Annotated in this window: 14 protein-coding genes; 7 read left to right on the top strand and 7 right to left on the bottom strand. The window is 65.9% G+C overall.

Annotation, left to right across the window (positions count from 1 at the left end; genetic code table 11):
• The first annotated feature begins 226 nt into the window (after positions 1 to 226).
• Both BIV28_RS17655 and BIV28_RS17650 read left to right on the top strand, forming a co-directional pair.
• Positions 227 to 1,132 (top strand): SPFH domain-containing protein, encoded by a 906-nt coding sequence (locus tag BIV28_RS17655; RefSeq protein WP_076263839.1) that lies wholly within the window; start codon positions 227 to 229, stop codon positions 1,130 to 1,132.
• A complete protein-coding gene (locus tag BIV28_RS17650; protein ID WP_242653116.1) occupies positions 1,129 to 1,344 on the top strand; it encodes a type II toxin-antitoxin system antitoxin in 216 nt (71 codons plus the stop codon). The genes BIV28_RS17655 and BIV28_RS17650 overlap by 4 nt, the downstream gene beginning before the upstream one ends.
• 140 nt (positions 1,345 to 1,484) lie before the next feature.
• Here BIV28_RS17650 and BIV28_RS17645 read toward each other — a convergent pair whose 3' ends face one another.
• The gene (locus BIV28_RS17645) at positions 1,485 to 1,943 is read right to left on the bottom strand and encodes a hypothetical protein (RefSeq protein WP_076263838.1); all 459 of its coding nucleotides are present in this window, start codon (positions 1,941 to 1,943) and stop codon (positions 1,485 to 1,487) included.
• A 169-nt stretch (positions 1,944 to 2,112) separates the two neighbouring features.
• Here BIV28_RS17645 and BIV28_RS17640 point away from each other — a divergent pair, with 169 nt between their 5' ends.
• A complete protein-coding gene (locus BIV28_RS17640) occupies positions 2,113 to 2,712 on the top strand; it encodes a hypothetical protein (RefSeq protein WP_076263837.1) in 600 nt (199 codons plus the stop codon).
• A gap of 21 nt (positions 2,713 to 2,733) precedes the next feature.
• On the opposite strand, the gene BIV28_RS17635 is transcribed toward BIV28_RS17640, so the two are convergent.
• The gene (locus BIV28_RS17635; protein WP_076263836.1) at positions 2,734 to 3,756 is read right to left on the bottom strand and encodes a LacI family DNA-binding transcriptional regulator; all 1,023 of its coding nucleotides are present in this window, start codon (positions 3,754 to 3,756) and stop codon (positions 2,734 to 2,736) included.
• A gap of 210 nt (positions 3,757 to 3,966) precedes the next feature.
• Here BIV28_RS17635 and BIV28_RS17630 point away from each other — a divergent pair, with 210 nt between their 5' ends.
• Genes BIV28_RS17630 through BIV28_RS17615 form a run of 4 tightly spaced genes read left to right on the top strand, consistent with a single transcriptional unit; the run spans position 3,967 to position 8,281 of the window.
• Entirely contained in the window at positions 3,967 to 5,262 is a 1,296-nt protein-coding gene (locus tag BIV28_RS17630) for an ABC transporter substrate-binding protein (RefSeq protein ID WP_076263835.1), read from the top strand.
• Between the two features lie 6 nt (positions 5,263 to 5,268).
• Positions 5,269 to 6,294 (top strand): carbohydrate ABC transporter permease, encoded by a 1,026-nt coding sequence (locus BIV28_RS17625; protein ID WP_207556072.1) that lies wholly within the window; start codon positions 5,269 to 5,271, stop codon positions 6,292 to 6,294.
• Positions 6,291 to 7,241: an ABC transporter permease subunit gene (locus BIV28_RS17620; RefSeq protein ID WP_076263834.1), complete on the top strand. Its 951-nt coding sequence runs from the start codon at positions 6,291 to 6,293 to the stop codon at positions 7,239 to 7,241. Before BIV28_RS17625 ends, BIV28_RS17620 begins: the two co-directional genes overlap by 4 nt.
• Before the next feature lie 5 nt (positions 7,242 to 7,246).
• Positions 7,247 to 8,281, top strand: a complete 1,035-nt coding sequence (locus tag BIV28_RS17615; protein ID WP_076263833.1) for a glycoside hydrolase family 68 protein — start codon at positions 7,247 to 7,249, stop codon at positions 8,279 to 8,281.
• 136 nt (positions 8,282 to 8,417) lie between these two features.
• On the opposite strand, the gene BIV28_RS17610 is transcribed toward BIV28_RS17615, so the two are convergent.
• From BIV28_RS17610 to BIV28_RS17590, 5 genes are all read right to left on the bottom strand, one after another.
• Positions 8,418 to 9,758 carry a hypothetical protein gene (locus BIV28_RS17610; protein WP_076263832.1) on the bottom strand — a complete coding sequence of 447 codons (1,341 nt, stop codon included), beginning with the start codon at positions 9,756 to 9,758 and terminating at the stop codon, positions 8,418 to 8,420.
• Between the two features lies 1 nt (position 9,759).
• Positions 9,760 to 11,544 (bottom strand): Hsp70 family protein, encoded by a 1,785-nt coding sequence (locus BIV28_RS17605; RefSeq protein WP_083707476.1) that lies wholly within the window; start codon positions 11,542 to 11,544, stop codon positions 9,760 to 9,762.
• A complete protein-coding gene (locus tag BIV28_RS17600) occupies positions 11,541 to 12,833 on the bottom strand; it encodes a hypothetical protein (protein WP_207556071.1) in 1,293 nt (430 codons plus the stop codon). The genes BIV28_RS17605 and BIV28_RS17600 overlap by 4 nt, the downstream gene beginning before the upstream one ends.
• Entirely contained in the window at positions 12,830 to 13,960 is a 1,131-nt protein-coding gene (locus BIV28_RS17595) for a hypothetical protein (protein ID WP_076263829.1), read from the bottom strand. The genes BIV28_RS17600 and BIV28_RS17595 overlap by 4 nt, the downstream gene beginning before the upstream one ends.
• A 747-nt stretch (positions 13,961 to 14,707) precedes the next feature.
• The gene (locus BIV28_RS17590) at positions 14,708 to 15,985 is read right to left on the bottom strand and encodes a DNA cytosine methyltransferase (RefSeq protein WP_076263828.1); all 1,278 of its coding nucleotides are present in this window, start codon (positions 15,983 to 15,985) and stop codon (positions 14,708 to 14,710) included.
• Positions 15,986 to 15,996 lie beyond the last annotated feature (11 nt).

Genomic DNA, 15,996 nt, shown 5'->3' with positions numbered 1-15,996 from the left:
TTGGCGCGCCTCGAGGTCGGTGAGCCGGCTCCTGAGGAGTTCGAGCATCGTGGGGTCTGGGTCCATGGATAGAACATACGTTCGACCACCGACAGTGGTCGGGCAAGAGCGGGGACTCCGATGCGTCGAGGCTCGGGCGGGGCTTCGCACCCACCTCCCAGACCCTTCCGCCCGGCTCCTAAAAGTGCTATCTATTTGATATCACTTTTTCTTCAGGAGGCGCGTCATGAGCGGCGTTCCGTCAGAGTCGACCCCCGGGCCCGTCGGCCACCAGGGGGCCCGCGTCGAGATCACCCAGCGTCCGGCCCTCGCCCTCAACGGCTGGTTTGGCGTCATCGTCGTGGCGCTGTGCGCCTTCGCCATCTGGTACCTGCTCACGAATGCGGCGGGCTGGCTGTGGCTGCCGATCCTCGTCGCGGCCCTCGTGCTCAGCGCGCTCGTCGTCGTGCCACCGGGGCAGACGCAGGTGGTGCAGTTCTTCGGCCGGTACGTCGGCACGGTTTCGAGCCCGGGCTTCTGGTGGGTGCTGCCGCTGACGATCCGGCGCCAGGTCAGCGTCCGCGTCCGCAACTTCGAGACCGGGCGCCTCAAGGTCAACGACGCCGACGGCAACCCGGTCGAGATCGCGGCCATCGTCGTGTGGCAGGTGGCCGACACGTCCCGTGCCACCTATGCGGTCGACGACTATCGCGACTTCGTCACCGTCCAGGCCGAGTCGGCCCTGCGGCACGTCGCGACGACCCACCCGTACGACGACCCCGACGGCACCGGCACCTCGCTGCGGGGCTCGACCGACGTCGTCGCCGGTCAGCTCGCGACCGAGGTGGCCGAGCGGGTGTCGGTGGCGGGCGTCGAGATCGTCGAGGTGCGCATCTCGCACCTGGCCTACGCGCCCGAGATCGCCCAGGCGATGCTGCGGCGCCAGCAGGCCAACGCGGTGGTGGCGGCGCGCAGCCGGATCGTCGAGGGAGCGGTGGGCATGGTCGAGATGGCGCTCGACCGGTTGGCCGAGCACGACGTCGTCGAGCTCGACGAGGAGCGCAAGGCCTCGATGGTCAGCAATCTGCTCGTCGTGCTCTGCGGGGACCAGCCGCCGTCGCCGGTCGTCAACGCCGGATCCCTGTACACGTGAGCCGTCGCCAGGTCCTGCTGCGCCTCGACCCCGCCGTGCACGACGCGCTGATGCGGTGGGCGAACGACGAGCTGCGCAGCGTCAACGCCCAGGCCGAGCTGATCCTGCGGCGTGCGCTGGCCGAGGCGGGCCGGATGCCCAAGCACGCCGGCCCGCTGCCCAAGCGCGGCCGCCCGCGTCGCGACGCGGACGCGTCGAGCACGGAGGACTGAGCGCCGACGCATGGGGCGGCGTGGCGCTCAGGACTCCCCGACGAGTCGGGCACCCGAGCGGCCGGGTTCTGACGCGTCCGGTGGGGGACGCGTCCCGCGGAGACGTGTCGGGCGTGGGGAGCGCCGAGGCTGTCGGCGGATCAAGCGGCCAGTGTCTCGAGCCGTGGTTCGTAGCCTGCCCGGTGGTCGAGTGATCCTCCCCAGCCGTGTGGCGTCACGATGTAGACGTCGCCATCGAAAGCGGCCCGAAAGTGGTTGGCATACCGCCATGCGCTGAGCCACGCGGCCTCTCGTGCCGTGAAGGTGACCCGGCCGTTGCGGCACAGCACCGTGATGAGCACATGGGTGATGCCGTGGCCCTCGGGGCTCGCGGCCCACCGCTCGGGCACGAGTGCTTCAGCGACTTCGCGCACGAGCTCGCTGTCGCCCGGATGATCTGGTGGGTGGCCCGTCGTCGTCACCACCTGTGCTCCTGTCACGGCCTGGGTCCGCAGATCGACCGCCGCGACGATGACATCGTCCAGGTGGAACGGGCAGATGGCCGCGACATCGCGCAGCGTCTGCTCGGGATCCTTGAGGTTCCACGGGATCTCTTCCATGCCAGTGACGTTGGCATGGCCACGACGCCAGTGCGTCGCGCTCTCCACAGGCGCTCTGCCCACCCGAGCGCGTCCGCGGGGCCTGTGGACGATGCGAGTCGCAACTGTCGCCGTTCGGCTTGTCTGGTTCTGGTTGCCAGACAACTTCCCCACACGACGGAGGCAGGCCATGGGGTTCAGTACGACGTATCTCGGCCGGCTCGACATCGAGCCGAAGCTCAACCCGGCCGAGGTGGAATGGCTCACGGCATATGCAGAGGTCGACCGTCGCCACTTCACCGACCCCTATGACGTGCCGATGAACCCGCGCGCCTTCCGGCTCGCCGAGTACCGGAAGCGTGAGGAGGACTATCGCGTCAAGCGCGAGGCCCCGACCGCCACGCGCAGACGACGCCGCGTTCGGGCCGAGCAGGACCCTTTCACGACGCTGCAGCCTGGCGATGGGAGTCCATATCCGCACCTCGACTGGAAACCCTGCCCCACGGGATGCTGCATCGGTTGGGACAGCAGGACCGAGAAGTCGCGGATGGCCGAGGACTGGCTGCAGTACCTCATCGACCACTTCCTTCGACCGGGCGCTCAGGCGCGCCTCAGCGGCAGGCCGGACTTCGCGGAGTTCAGCTTCGACCACGTGGTCAACGGGATCATCGCGGCCGAGCGCGACGACACGCGCCAGCTGTGGCTGATCGTCTGCCGTGACAACGAGATCAGCACGCAGCAGCTGGTCGGGCCCGACGAGCTGCCGTGGCAGATGCGCCCCTACGCCTGATGCGTCGCGTGGGGCTGCGGGTCAGGTGAGGGTGCGGATGGAGCCGCGGACCTGCAGGGGCATCTCGACGAGGCGCTCGCCGGGCTCGGGGCTCTCGGCGAGGACGATCTGCATGGCCTGGCGGCCCATCTCCTCGTACGGCAGGCGCGCGGTGGTCAGGGCGGGGCGCAGGTAGGACGCGATCTCGTCGTCGTCGAAGGAGGCGATCGACACGTCGTCGGGGACGCGAAGTCCCTTTTCCTGCAAGGCCTGCTGCGCACCGAGGGCGACGCGGTCGTTGAGGCAGATGAGTCCAGTGACCGGTGCCCCCGACTCGAGCACCGACATCGTCGCGTCGTAGCCGTGCCACGGCTCCCAGAGCTCGGCGTCGGCGACGACGACCGGCGTGACGCCTGACTCGCGCAGCGCGCGGTGGATGCCGGCGAAGCGTCGACCGATGGTCACCGAGATACGCGGGTCGCTGCACGCACGAGGTGCGTTGCCGATGATGCCGATGCCCGCGCCGTGGCCCGCGTCCAGCAGCTGTCGCGTGACCGCGTACCCGGCGTCCTCCTCGGCGGGGAGCACGGCGGACGCCACAGTGGGGCTGACGCAGTTGACGGTGACGGCGCGCATGTCGTCGGGCAGCTCGGGCAGGTCGAGCAGGCGCGCGGTGAGGGCGCCGAAGACGATGCCGTCGACGCGTCGGTCGATCATCGACTCGAGCGCCTTGGCCAGCTGCTTGGGGTGGTCGCCGGTCTCGGCGATGAGGACGCCGTGGTCGCGTTCGTCGCCGACGTCGAGCAGGCCGCGGATCATGGCCGAGGCGAAGCGGGTGATCGTCACCTCGTCGGAGATGAAGCCGATGGTGCCGGTGCGGCCGAGGCGCAGCGAGCGGGCCGCGGGGTTGGGCCGGTAGTTGAGCTCGCGGGCGGCCTCGTGGATGCGGGCGACGGCGTCCTCGGACAGCCGCGAGCCGGGGCGGTTGTTGAGCACGAGGCTCACCGCGGTCTTGGACAGGCCGGCCTTGGCGGCGACGTCGGCGAGCGTCGGTCGCTTGTTCACCCTCACCTCTTCGTGGAGCTCGCCGGCACCGCCGACGGACGCGCCACCCTGGCGCCGCGTGGCCAGCCTACCCCACGCATCCGGAGGCGCCGTCCACATATTCGCTGTTGAAAAGGATTTAGCAACCCCTTGCGCCTAGCGCGCGCCGTGCCCTACCTTCTCGTGCTGAAAGGTTTTAGCAGTCCGCTGACCTGACCACCGGAGGAACCAATGACGCTCACCTCGACCCACCGCCGCCTCGCGGTCGGCCTCCTCGCCGCCGCGCTGCCCCTGTCCATGGCCGCCTGCACCAAGGGCAGCAGCAGCGCCGCCTCGGGCGGCGGGGGAGAGCTGACGATGTGGACGCACAACGCCGGCAACAAGGCCGAGCTCGCCGCGATCCAGAAGATCGTCACCGACTACAACGCGAGCCAGAGCAAGTACAAGGTCAAGGTGCAGGCGTTCCCGCAGGACTCCTACAACCAGTCGGTCGTGGCCGCCGCAGCGAGCAAGAAGCTGCCGTGCATCCTCGACATCGACGGCCCCAACGTGCCGAACTGGGCCTGGGCCGGCTACCTCGCCCCGCTCGAGGGCCTCGACCCGACGCTGTCGAAGTTCCTGCCGAGCACCGTCGGCAAGTTCGACAACAAGACCTACTCCTACGGCTACTACGACGTCGCGCTCGTCATGGTCACCCGCAAGTCGATCCTCGACGCCGCCGGCATCCGCATCCCGACCGTCGACTCCCCGTGGACGAAGGACGAGTTCACCGCCGCGCTGAAGAAGCTCAAGGCGTCGGGCAAGTACCAGTACCCGCTCGACCTCGCGACGAGCTTCACCGGCGAGTGGTGGCCCTACGCGTACTCGCCGATGCTGCAGAGCTTCGGCGGCGACCTCATCAACCGCAACGACTACAAGTCGGCCGAGGGCGCGCTCAACGGTCCGAAGGCGGTCGAGTGGGCGAAGTGGTTCCGCAGCCTCGTCACCGACGGCCTCGCCCCGCTGAAGTCCGGCGCCGACCCGGCCAAGGACTTCATCGCCGGCAAGTCCGCGATGCTCTACAACGGCACGTGGACCGCCGTCGACACCCGCAAGGCCTTCGGCAAGGACACGCTCTTCCTCCCGCCGCCGGACCTCGGCACCGGCCCGAAGATCGGTGGCGCGTCGTGGCAGTGGGGCGTCTCGACCAACTGCTCCGACCCGGCCGGCGCGCAGGACTACATGAAGTTCGCCGCGCAGGACAAGTACGTGGCCGGCGTCGCCCGCGACACGAACAACATTCCGGCCACCGACGCCGCTGCCCAGCAGGTCGAGGGCTACGGCCCGGGCGGCGAGAACCAGGTGTTCCGCGAGTACTCGAAGAAGTTCGCCGTGTTGCGCCCCGTGACGCCCGGCTACCCGTTCATCGCCACCGAGTTCACGAAGACCGCGCAGGACATCCTCAACGGCGCCGACCCGAAGACCGCGCTCGACCAGGCGGTCAAGGACATCGACGCGAACCAGAAGTCCAACGGCTACTTCCAGTGAGCTGACATGTCGACCATCACCTCCACCCCGGGCGGCCCCACGCCCGACGCGTCGGGAGCCTCAGCCGGCGCGTCGGGCGGCACCCCGGCCGACGCGTCGGGCGGGCGTCGCGCCGCGAAGCAGGCTCACGCGTCCGGCGGAAAGACCAAGCACATCAAGGGAGCTCGCTCGTCGACGACGGTGGCGCTGCTCATGCTGCTGCCGGCAGCGGTCCTGCTCATCACGTTCCTGCTCATCCCGATCGGGCTGACGTTCGGGCTCGCGTTCACCAACGCGCGGCTCATCTCGCCGCGGCCGGCCGAGTTCATCGGCGTCGACAACTTCGTGCGGCTCTTCTCCGACGACACGTTCTGGGCCTCGCTGCGCAACACGATCGTCTTCGCCGTGGTGATCGTGCCGGTGCAGTCGGCGTGCGCGCTCGGGCTGGCGCTGCTCGTCAACGTCAAGATGCGCGGCACGAACTTCTTCCGCACCGTGTACTTCCTGCCGGTCGTCACCTCGATGGTCGTCGTGTCGATGCTGTGGCTGTTCATGTACCAGCCGAACGGCCTCATCAACCAGGTGCTGCTGAAGTTCGGGATCGTCGGGCCGGACTGGCTCGGCGACCCGAAGACGGCGCTGCTCGCGATCATCCTCATGTCGGCGTGGCAGGCGATGGGCTTCCACATGGTCATCTGGCTCGCCGGCCTGCAGACGATCCCGGGCGAGCTGTACGAGGCGGCCGAGCTCGACGGCGCGGGGCGGTGGCAGAAGTTCCGCTACGTCACGTGGCCGGGGCTGCGCAGCACGCGCACGTTCATCCTCATCACCATCACCATCGCGGCGTTCGCCCTCTTCACGCAGGTCAACATCATGACCCAGGGCGGGCCGCTCGACTCGACGTCGACGGTCGTGCTCATGGCCGTGCGCACCGGGTTCCAGCAGCAGCAGACGGGGTACGCGTCGGCGATCTCGCTCGTCTTCTTCGTGCTCGTGCTGCTCGTGACCCTCGTCCAGCGGTTCCTCACCCGTGACAAGGAGGCCACGCGATGACCGCCACCACCGCACCCACGGGTGCTCACGCGTCCGGCAAGCGGTCGGCGCGAGCGTCGGCCCCGGCGTCCCAGCCGGCGTCCACCCGAGGGGGCCGGACGCGTGTGGCGCTCGGCGTGCTCCTGCGGGTGGCGCTGTGCCTCGTGTTCGGGCTGCCGCTGCTGTTCATGGTCGTGTCGAGCTTCAAGCCCGACCTGCAGATCTTCGGCGACCTCGGCGGGATCAAGGCGTTCCTGCCAGTCGGCGACCTGTCGCTCGACAACTACACGGGCGTGTTCGGACGCGTGCCGTTCGCGACGTTCATGATGAACTCCGTCGTCATCTCGGTGGTCACCGTGGTGGCCGGGGTGGTGGTCAACTCGATGGCGGCGTTCGCGCTGTCGCGGGTCACCTTCAAGGGCAGCGGGATGGTGCTCGGGGTCATCCTCGCGACGCTCATCGTGCCGTTCGAGACGCTGGCGCTGCCGCTGCTGTGGTGGTCGAACAAGCTGCCGTTCGTCGGGCCCGACGGGATCAGCGAGGGCTGGCTCGACACGTACCAGGTGCAGATCGTGCCGTTCATCGCGAACGCGTTCTCGATCTTCCTCTTCTACCAGTACTTCGACAGCATCCCGAAGGAACTCGACGAGGCGGCGCGCGTGGACGGGGCGGGGTGGTTCCGCATCTACCGCAGCATCGTCATGCCGCTGTCGGGGCCGGCCGTCGCGACGGTCGCGATCCTCACCTTCCTGCCGACGTGGAACCAGTACCTGTGGCCGCTCATGGCGGTGCAGTCGGAGGAACTGCGGCCGGTGATGGTGGGGATCGACTACTTCAAGCAGCTCAACACCTCGTGGGGGCAGATCATGGCCTACGCGACGATGATCACCGCCCCAGTGCTCGTCCTGTTCGTGGCCTTCCAGCGGGCCTTCATCAACTCCATCGCCAGCTCCGGCGTGAAAGGCTGAGATTCGTGTTCCGTCTGCCCGAGGCCTGGGTGTGGGACTTCTGGACCGTCGACGACGGCGAGCAGTACCACCTGTTCTTCCTCTACGCGTCGCGTGCTCTTCGCGATCCGCACGCCAGGCACTACCGGGCGTCGATCGGGCACGCGGTGTCGCACGACCTGGTCAAGTGGGAGCGCGTGGTGGACGCGCTCGTGCGTTCGGACGCGCCGGCGTTCGACGACTGCGCGACGTGGACCGGGTCGGTGGTGCGGCACCCGGACGGGCGATGGTTCATGTTCTACACGGGGGCGTCTTTGAATGCCTTCGGGGCGAACGTGCAGTCGATCGGGTACGCGACGTCTACCGACCTGATGGTCTGGGACAAGGCGCCGGGGCCGGTGCTCTCTGCTGACGGAGAGATCTACGAGAAGTGGGCGCCCGCGCCCGAGGGGAACTGGCACGACGAGGCGTTCCGCGACCCGTGGGTGTTCGCCGACCCGGATCGCGATGGCTGGCACATGCTCATCACGGCCCGTTCTGCTGTCGGGCCTTCGTCCGATCCCGCGGATCGGGTGGACCGCGGAGTGGTGGGGCACGCGTGGTCGGCCGACCTGGAGAACTGGGAGCTGCGTGAGCCGCTGTCGGCGCCCGGGCAGGGGTTCGGGCAGCTCGAGGTGCTGCAGCCGTTCGTCGTGGACGGTCGGCAGGTGCTGCTGTTCAACTGCCTGGCGGGGGATGCCTCGGATCGGCTCAAGGCGACGGGGACCGAGGGCGGCGTGTGGATCGCGTCGGCGGAGTCGCCGCTCGGGCCGTACGACATCGCCGGTGCCCGACGCATCGACGACCCGTCGCTCTACGTCGGCAAGTTCATCACCGACCGCGAGAGCGGCGAGACCAAGTTCATGGCCTTCCGCAACGAGACCGGCGGCCAGTTCATCGGCGAGATCACCGACCCGTACGCCGTCACCTGGGACGGAGACGGCTTGGCGCTAGTCCGGGTGAGCCGACGGCTGACTCCTGTTAACTCGGGAAGTGGGGCTGTTTCTCTTGCCCCGGAGTGAATTTTCGGCATGAGATGAACAGGACACCAGGTCTATAAAGCGATCGTTCTTTCTGTCCTGAGTTGCGCTGCCGAGGTTAGGATCTGCTAGTGCCTGGGCTGGCAGGAGTGTTTGCAGGCGGCAAGTGGGAGTTTCGTCAGAATGCGCGCAGACGCTCGATGTGTCGCCTCTGCTGCTTTTCGTCCTGCTTGATGTGAACGCTCACGAGCACCGTGGGGCCATTGGGCTTGTAGTAGATCCTTCCAAGTCGCTGGCTTCCGGCTACCCCAGTAGCGACGTTCTTCACCTCGAACCAGCCGCGCATGCCTTCGAGGTCCCTGCCGATAACCTCTCCCGCGTCGATCTCCGACAGCGCCCGCAAAGTCCGAGCCGGGGACTCGAGATTGGCAAGGACCTCGATCGAGTCAAGAATGAACTCTAGACGAGTGAATGCGTTGGCCAAGAACTCCACGACGCCACCACGCCTCGGTCGCGTGGCCTTGGCGGCGCGAATGCGTTCCTCTTCCAGCGCTTGGAGCTCGATCAATTGGTCCATGAGACCGTCGACCTCACCTGCCAGAGTGTCGGCCCGGTGGCGCTGTACTAGCGCGTCCGACTCCAAATCCCGATTGCGTTCGAGCAAGAGCGAGTTCTCGGCGAGTGCCAGCTCGCGCAACTCTTCGGCGTCAGACAAGCTCTTGATCAGCGCCGCAGTTTCAGGGCCATTTCCTACCCGCCGACGGAGTGCCACGACTTGCTTGTGGAGGTCTGCGCTGCGGCGCGTTGCGAGGGACAGCGCTTCGCGATGATCGCGCTCGTGTGCCTCCGTCGCTTCGAGAAGGGCACGCAGGCGGCCGATCTCACGCTCCGCCGCCTCGGCTCGCTTGGTGGCTCCGAGGAGCCTGTCGAGCAGCTGCTCGAGTCGGCTTTCGGCTTCTGCGAGCCGATCCGCTGTCTCATCAACCGTGCCGGTGCCACCGACCGCATCGTGCTTCGGGGGCGACACGACCGCCTGAACCGACGCCAGAGCGTCGTCGCGCGAGCCCTTGAACCTAAGCCGGGCAAACCAGTCGAAGAAGTTGCCGTCGTCGGCGGGACGGTGGCTGACATCCCAGCGTTGAATGCTGACGTCTGCCGCTTCAAGGGCAGTAATGAACTGACTTGCCAGCCGTTCAGGAGCGTTGAACAGGAGGTAGTGCCCGTGCTGGGTCGTTTCGAGGTACCAGTCGATGTCGAAACCAGCCGCGGGTGCGACAGCTCCGTTGTCAACGGGCGCGTACGGGATCTCTGCGCCGGCGAAAAGGAATCTTTCGCAGTCGCCGAGCTCCCACCCATCAGCAGTCAGCTCAACGACGTCCCCTGCCCGCAACGGATAGACGGAGCCCGCATAGGCGACGCCTGCATAGCCATCAGGTGTCAGTCTGACCGGGCGCCTGACTGTGCGCTCCACTTCGACGCCGTGGTCGAGGACCGTGACGGCAACCTTCGCACTCGCCACGTCAAGGCGTCCCGCAGCGACACTTCGGGTCTCCCCATAGCAGTCCGCACACCGAGCACGGCTCGTAGTAGAGGTGCTCTAGAACTTGGGACTGCGTTGCGCCCCCCGCGTGGTCAATCATGTGGCGGGCGAAGGCCGAGGAGTTGTGCTTGTAGAGCACGTCCCCGGGGACCGCGGCCAAGTCCTTGGTCACCGTCGCGTTGGCGCGTATGACGAGCCCCGGGGCGGGCGACATTGTGGTCGCAGCGTGTGTTGTCGGGACCTCATCGTCGCCTGTCACGCCTCGTCCGCCGGGTAGCCCGAGGCCGAACTCGAGGTCGTAGTACTCGGACGTCACCTCGTCCTGCTTTTGGCTGGAGCTGGCGGTCATCGTCAGGACGAGGTCGTCGTCAAGCATGACCTCCAGCTCTAGTCGCTCGTGCAAAGGAGGTGCAGTTTCGTCCACCCTGATCGCCATGACTCCGAGGGAGGTGCGTCTCTCGCTAGCCTGGGGGTGAGGAGAGAGAGTCGTGGGAGTTGTGATGGGGAACTTGGCGATCCCGTCGGTGGGATCGGCGCAGAACAAGTGCACGCGCTCACTTTTGACTTCGCCCCCGAGCGGCATCGGCGTGCCTGCCTCAAGCAGGGGCATCCGTGACCCTCGCGCCAGCTCCAGCTCAATCGGCTTCGCCAAGCGGAGGCGCTGACGGTCATGGGCGATCCAGGCCGCTCCCTGGGAGATCAGAGTCGCGCTGTTCGTCGGCACCTCGACTCGATCCGGTCCGAACAACTGGTGCAGTCGGCTCCGGATCGCCGGCATCGCGGCCATACCGCCGACAACGACAACCAAGGCAACCTGACCGGGAGCCATCGAAAGGCTGTCTAGCAGCGACTCGATCTCAGAGATTCCAGCGCTGACCAGCGGCCTCGTGATCTCTTCAAGCTCTTGCCGCGTCAGTTGATACTGCAGTGTATTCCCCGACTGGAAGTAGCTGGGCCGGTAGAACGTGACGGCGGCGCGATCGGCAGACAACTCGATCTTGTTCCGCTCGGCGTCTTGAAGTAGCCGGAGCTGGGCTTCGGGGCTCACCAGGTCGGCCTCGTCTACTTGCTCACGAGTCCTGAACCGACTAACGACGCCGTCGCGGATGACCTTGTCGAACTCATCGCCACCGACCTGGTTGGAGCCGCCGTTGCGCAGCTGACGGACTTGGGAGTTGTCCACTCGGCACAGCGTCAGGTCAAGGGTTCCGCCTCCCCAGTCGACGATCAGTACATTGCGACGGGCTAGGCGTCTGGTCATCTCTTCTCGGTCAGCCGCGCCGCGGATGAAGCCATACAATGCGGCCAGGGGCTCGTGCACGAACTGGACGATGTTGATACCCGCACCGGCGAAGGCTTCCCTTAGCGCAGCACGTCGCCGACCGTCCATTGTCACGGGGATCGTCACGACTGCGTTGTCCAAGTCGCCCAGGACGTTGCGCTGCGGGCTTCGGAGGGACTCGGACCGGACGTGCCGAACGACATCGGACACGATGTCGACAGGGCTGCGATCCACCCCGCCGACAGCCACGACTTCCTCCCCCAAGAGGAACTTGGGCGACTTAACGGTGTTGCCGTGAACGCCGATCCCGGCCGCGCCCAGTGCGTCCTTCGCTTCTCGGCCAACGATGACCCGCTCGCCCTCGTATCGCACCACAGAGGGGTGCGGCCGACCGGTTTCAACATCCATGACGTCGATGACGCGGTCGCCTACCACGACCGACACCAAACTGTTGGTGGTGCCGAAGTCGAAGCCCACACTCATGCCAGACCCCCTGCGGCATCCTTCAACTGTTCGACCTCGCGGGAAAGCGCCAAGAGGGAACGGTCGAGGAACTCCTCGGCAACCGGTGAGGCGCCATTGCGGAGGGCATGGAGGGCATCCGTCAGGAGATCAACCTCTCCGCTCAGTCTCCGGACGATGCGCGTCCGGAGCGTCTCGTAGTCGCTGGCCATATGGCTCTTGTCGACCACTCGGTGGTCCCGCTCGGCCCTGAGCTCCTTCTGCAAGCGCACGATCTCAGCGGAGAATGACTCTGCTCTTGCGTTCGCTGCAGCCTCTCGCTCAGCGGCGGCGCGAAGGTCAGTCGAAAGCCGAACCCCTCGATTGCGAGCAGCGTCAGCCTCGCTCTCCAACTTCGCCACGCTGCGGTGCAAGCTGGCAATCTTGGCGTCATAACTTTCCACGACGAGACCCAGGACATCCGGTTCGCGAGAGGCGCCGATCAGTGCCGCAGCCTTCTCGACGCCGATGCCCTTGGGTGCGGCAGACGCCCATACGGCTGCGTTGCTCTCGTAGATGAAGCGATCTACGGTCCAGTCGCGCTGCAGCGCACGCAGGATGCTGAGGGAGGCGATGGCATTCCTGGCAAGGCGCTCCTTGTCTGCGGCCTTGAACCGATCCTCAGGGATACCGAGGTCTTCTGCAGTCACCTTTCGAGCGAAATCCCGCACAATCTCGGCGGTGAGATCCGGACCGCTCTCGGGATCGAGCAACTGCTTCTTCCAGACTCGGAACACCGGGTGCATGCCGAGGGCCATCAGCGCGAGATCGCGCAGGCGTCGAAGCGCCGAGTTCACCGGCGTTGACTCACCCCGATCGAGCGGCACGCCACGGCTGGCCACGTACTGCAAAAGCTTGAACGTACCAGCCAGAGTTGCGTCGGCCTGCGCCAAGGACGTCACCAACGCGCCTTGAGCAGCGACCTGCTCGTCGACGACCGGCAACTTCTTGAGCTTGTCTGTGGGGAAATCAAGGAGACGCGCGTGCGACTCATAGGCTTCCCGGACGAGGTCTTCAATCGACATGATGGGCGGTTTGGCTGGCTTGGCTGCTTTCTTGCCGACCCGCTCTGTCCCGCCGCGCCTTCCCCGCGCGGAGGGGCCTCTTTGGTCAGTGGAATCTGTCGTGGCTTCCGTCCGGCGAGGGAAGTGGGCGGCGCGCGTGGGAGTTTGGGTGTCACCGCTGCTAGGCGGTGCATCAGCGGCTTGCGCAGCGTTGGTTGGGAACACGGCGCTTGACTCCTGGCCCTGCATGTCGGTGTCGTCGATCAAGGTCTTAGTACCTCTTGTAATCGGGTTCGGAAGCCGGCGTACCACGCATCTGCGTCTCGATGGTTGCGAAGCGCTTCGCTGTGTCGCCGAGCGCCATCGACGTCTCCGGAAGCGAGCAAGACCTCAGAAGCGATCAGGCGGACCTTGAACTGGTCGGCGGGGCGCAAGTCGTTGAGCTTGCCCAATACCGGGTCAAGTGGGGTGCGCTCCGACCCGTCGAGAGCCATGGCGCTAACGGCGATGAGCTCCTCGGTCACGGAGTCGCTAAGTGCTTGGTCGAAACTCCCGTGAGTTCGATCGATGAGGCTTGCCGTGACGAACGGTGATCCGGCCGTCATGGAGCTGAAACGGGCCGCAACGTCGGAGACCCTGTGGCTGTTCGTCTTCCGAATGGCCAGAACGAACTGGTTGTAGTGCAGGGCAACGAGACCGCAGACCGCTTCGGCTGCTGGCCTGTCGAAGGCACCGAGAAGGTTGACTGCCCGGTTGTAGCGCTGCTCGTAGAGCTGTGCTCCCGACGAGTCGGCCCGCACACGGGGATCATGACCCTCCCGTGCGAGCACGCCATACAGGTAGTTGGCGAGACCCTCGCGGTACCTGCGAGCAGTCTCTCCGCGGCCGGCTCTCATGATGAATGCGTCGATCGCGGTGAGGCTCAACTCCCGGCTGGCGATGAGCTTCTCCAAGGCTTGGTCAACCAGGCGGAGATCCTCCTCTTCAGCCAGACAGAAGTCGAACTCGAAGGTGCGCTCCAGCGGGCCCTGGGCGACCGCAACCGTTTGGACGCCAAGCTTCGCGTTGGACAGATGCTCGGCGGCGGCCTCGAAGGTCGTTGGCCGCCCATTCAAGCTGATAGTGGCGACATCCGCAGCATGCCAGTCGGCCGGAACACTGGGGGAAGTGACCATTAGGCGCGTGCGCCCGCACTCCCGGCCACGAAACATCAACATCGGACGCTTGGTGAAGTGGCCGTCGAAACGGTGAGCTCGCTGGTCTCGCTCCGTGGAGAACACCAAGCCGCACTCCAGGCAAGCGAACTCCGGCTTCCTCGGCGGTGCCGGCATCCAGTTGTCCCCAAATCCGATTGGTTCGTGAAACTCCATGTAACCCGTGTGCCAGAAACCCACCTGCCCCCCTCACGATGCCGACCATGGTGACTGCCTCTGCGACAGGCTAGTGCGAGGTAGCGAGGCATTTCGGAAGAAGCGTTGAATTGCCTTGCTCCAGGCGCTCTTGTGGCGTGACGCCGGTATCAGGTCGTGGCCACCACCAGGCTCGCTCAGCGCCCCTGGTCGAGGGAAACCACTTCAACGGCGATGCTGAGCGAGCCCTCTAGCCATGACGGTGCCTGCCAGTTCTTAGGCTGCGGCCAGGGCGCATGACCGCCCCGCGAGGCTCCGCACCCCGTGCAGAACGCGGTGGCGTCGCGCGGCTCGACGAGGTCCGGCCTAACGGTGCGCCGTGGGGCTTCTTGTCCACCATCATCTTCGTCTCACACCTGAACGAGCAACGACCAAAGCCTGTTGCTTGGCTGGATGGGCTGCAGGCCGCCCTATGGGGTACGGCCCTGACGCCGCAGGAGGTGGCGGCTGAAGTACGTGCCGTCATCATGGTTCCGAGCTGGCTGCTCGGACAAGCCGCCGAATTTCCAGCAGCGAAGTGCTACTAGATTCCCACCGTGGCAGAAGTCAAAGCTCTTGATGAGAGCATGTTCGAGCAGCTGGCGCTTGCCATCGAACAGGACAACAAGTCGAAGAAATGGCGGAAGCCGCGCAGCAGAAGGGGCCATCGCCGACTTGGAGGCTGCACATCTCTCGCTCCGGAGCGTATATGCGCGCAAAGTGAGCGGAAGGCGCGAGGAAAGCGACTATCTGTTAGCTAACCTTCGAACGGTAGCGGGTCAAGTAATCAAATCGATGATGATCTTCCTGACCGGTGAACGCCTTGAACTGCCCGAGCTTATAGGCTGGTCCCTTCGCAGTGGTCTTGACTTCAATTGCAAAGTCCGCTGAGAGGTGGGCCATGCGGCGCTCGAGCGTGGGTGCGTCTAGCCCGTTGGAAACGGCTGTGATGATAGCGTCTGCCGTGATAAACCCGGACGCCTCGCGCAGAACCCTATAAACATCGTCATGGACCGGATCGATCTGCTCACTCTGGCTACGGGGGGCGCCGCTGTGACTGAGAGCTAGGGCTATCTGTGTACCGACTGCCCTCGCCACCGGCGGTGGGAACGCATTTCCTATTTGACGGTATTTAGCCGTCTTGCGGCCACTTAGATTCTCCAGCCATGTGCGATGAGCCGGGTCGTCGGCGTCCCATCCCTGCAGTCGGGCTACCATCTCGACTGTGAGCCTGGGCGGTTTAACAGAAGGGCGGGGTTCTCCGAATTTCGGTGGCGCGTCCGCGACGCCCATTCCGTCCACAGCCAGCCGCCGCCAAGCGGCTTTCGCCCGGGTAGGTCCAAGATCGGCACCCCCATGTCTCTTGCTGCCTCCGACAATCGTGGGTGCGATGCCGTCCGCCATGCTTGCCCACTCAGCGGCGTGCTCCCACTTGCCCTCAGACATCATGCTTTGCAATTCGGAGCCAACGGTCTTTGAAGTAGGCGCAGCTTCCGGCCATGAGAAATACGCGAAGTCCTCACGCCGCAACGCGACAAGAACAAATCGAGGCCGCAATTGGGCGACCCCATAATCAGACGCGTTTAGGAGACGCCAGTCACCGACGTATCCGAGCTCTCGCAGCCTGTCGAGCACGTGTTGGCGGTAGGCCGCGAACCGCGGCATCGACAAGCCCCTGACGTTCTCTAGCAGAAGCGCACGCGGGGCTACGACGCCGGCGGTCTCAACCGCCCACGCGAAGAGGTCCCGCTCGTCCTGCGCACCCAACTGCCTCCCAGCGGTCGAAAAAGGAGGACACGGTACCCCGCCCGCCAGTAGGTCCACCCGGCCCGTGAACTCCCGAGGGTCCCAGACGTGCCGGTCGGCCACGTCGCCCTCGCGAACGCGGTCAGCTCCCAAGTTGGATCGAAGCGTCGTTGCGGCATGCGAATCGATCTCGATCGCGACCGTGTGCTCGAAGCCAGCTTGCTCTAGCCCGAGCGCCTGTCCCCCGGCGCCGGCACAGATCTCGATGACGGTCAGCTTGTCCACGTCTGCTCTCC

The organism is Intrasporangium flavum, assembly GCF_001956915.1.
GTDB classification, from domain to species: domain Bacteria; phylum Actinomycetota; class Actinomycetes; order Actinomycetales; family Dermatophilaceae; genus Monashia; species Monashia flava.
This window is presented reverse-complemented; position numbering and strand designations above follow the sequence as displayed.

Bases quoted from the DNA above. Each gene is read 5' to 3' on its own strand.
- BIV28_RS17655 (WP_076263839.1), top strand. From the start codon at position 227: ATGAGCGGCGTTCCGTCAGAGTCGACCCCCGGGCCCGTCGGCCACCAG.
- BIV28_RS17645 (WP_076263838.1), bottom strand. From the start codon at position 1,943: ATGGAAGAGATCCCGTGGAACCTCAAGGATCCCGAGCAGACGCTGCGC.
- BIV28_RS17640 (WP_076263837.1), top strand. From the start codon at position 2,113: ATGGGGTTCAGTACGACGTATCTCGGCCGGCTCGACATCGAGCCGAAG.
- BIV28_RS17630 (WP_076263835.1), top strand. From the start codon at position 3,967: ATGACGCTCACCTCGACCCACCGCCGCCTCGCGGTCGGCCTCCTCGCC.
- BIV28_RS17625 (WP_207556072.1), top strand. From the start codon at position 5,269: ATGTCGACCATCACCTCCACCCCGGGCGGCCCCACGCCCGACGCGTCG.
- BIV28_RS17620 (WP_076263834.1), top strand. From the start codon at position 6,291: ATGACCGCCACCACCGCACCCACGGGTGCTCACGCGTCCGGCAAGCGG.
- BIV28_RS17605 (WP_083707476.1), bottom strand. From the start codon at position 11,544: ATGAGTGTGGGCTTCGACTTCGGCACCACCAACAGTTTGGTGTCGGTC.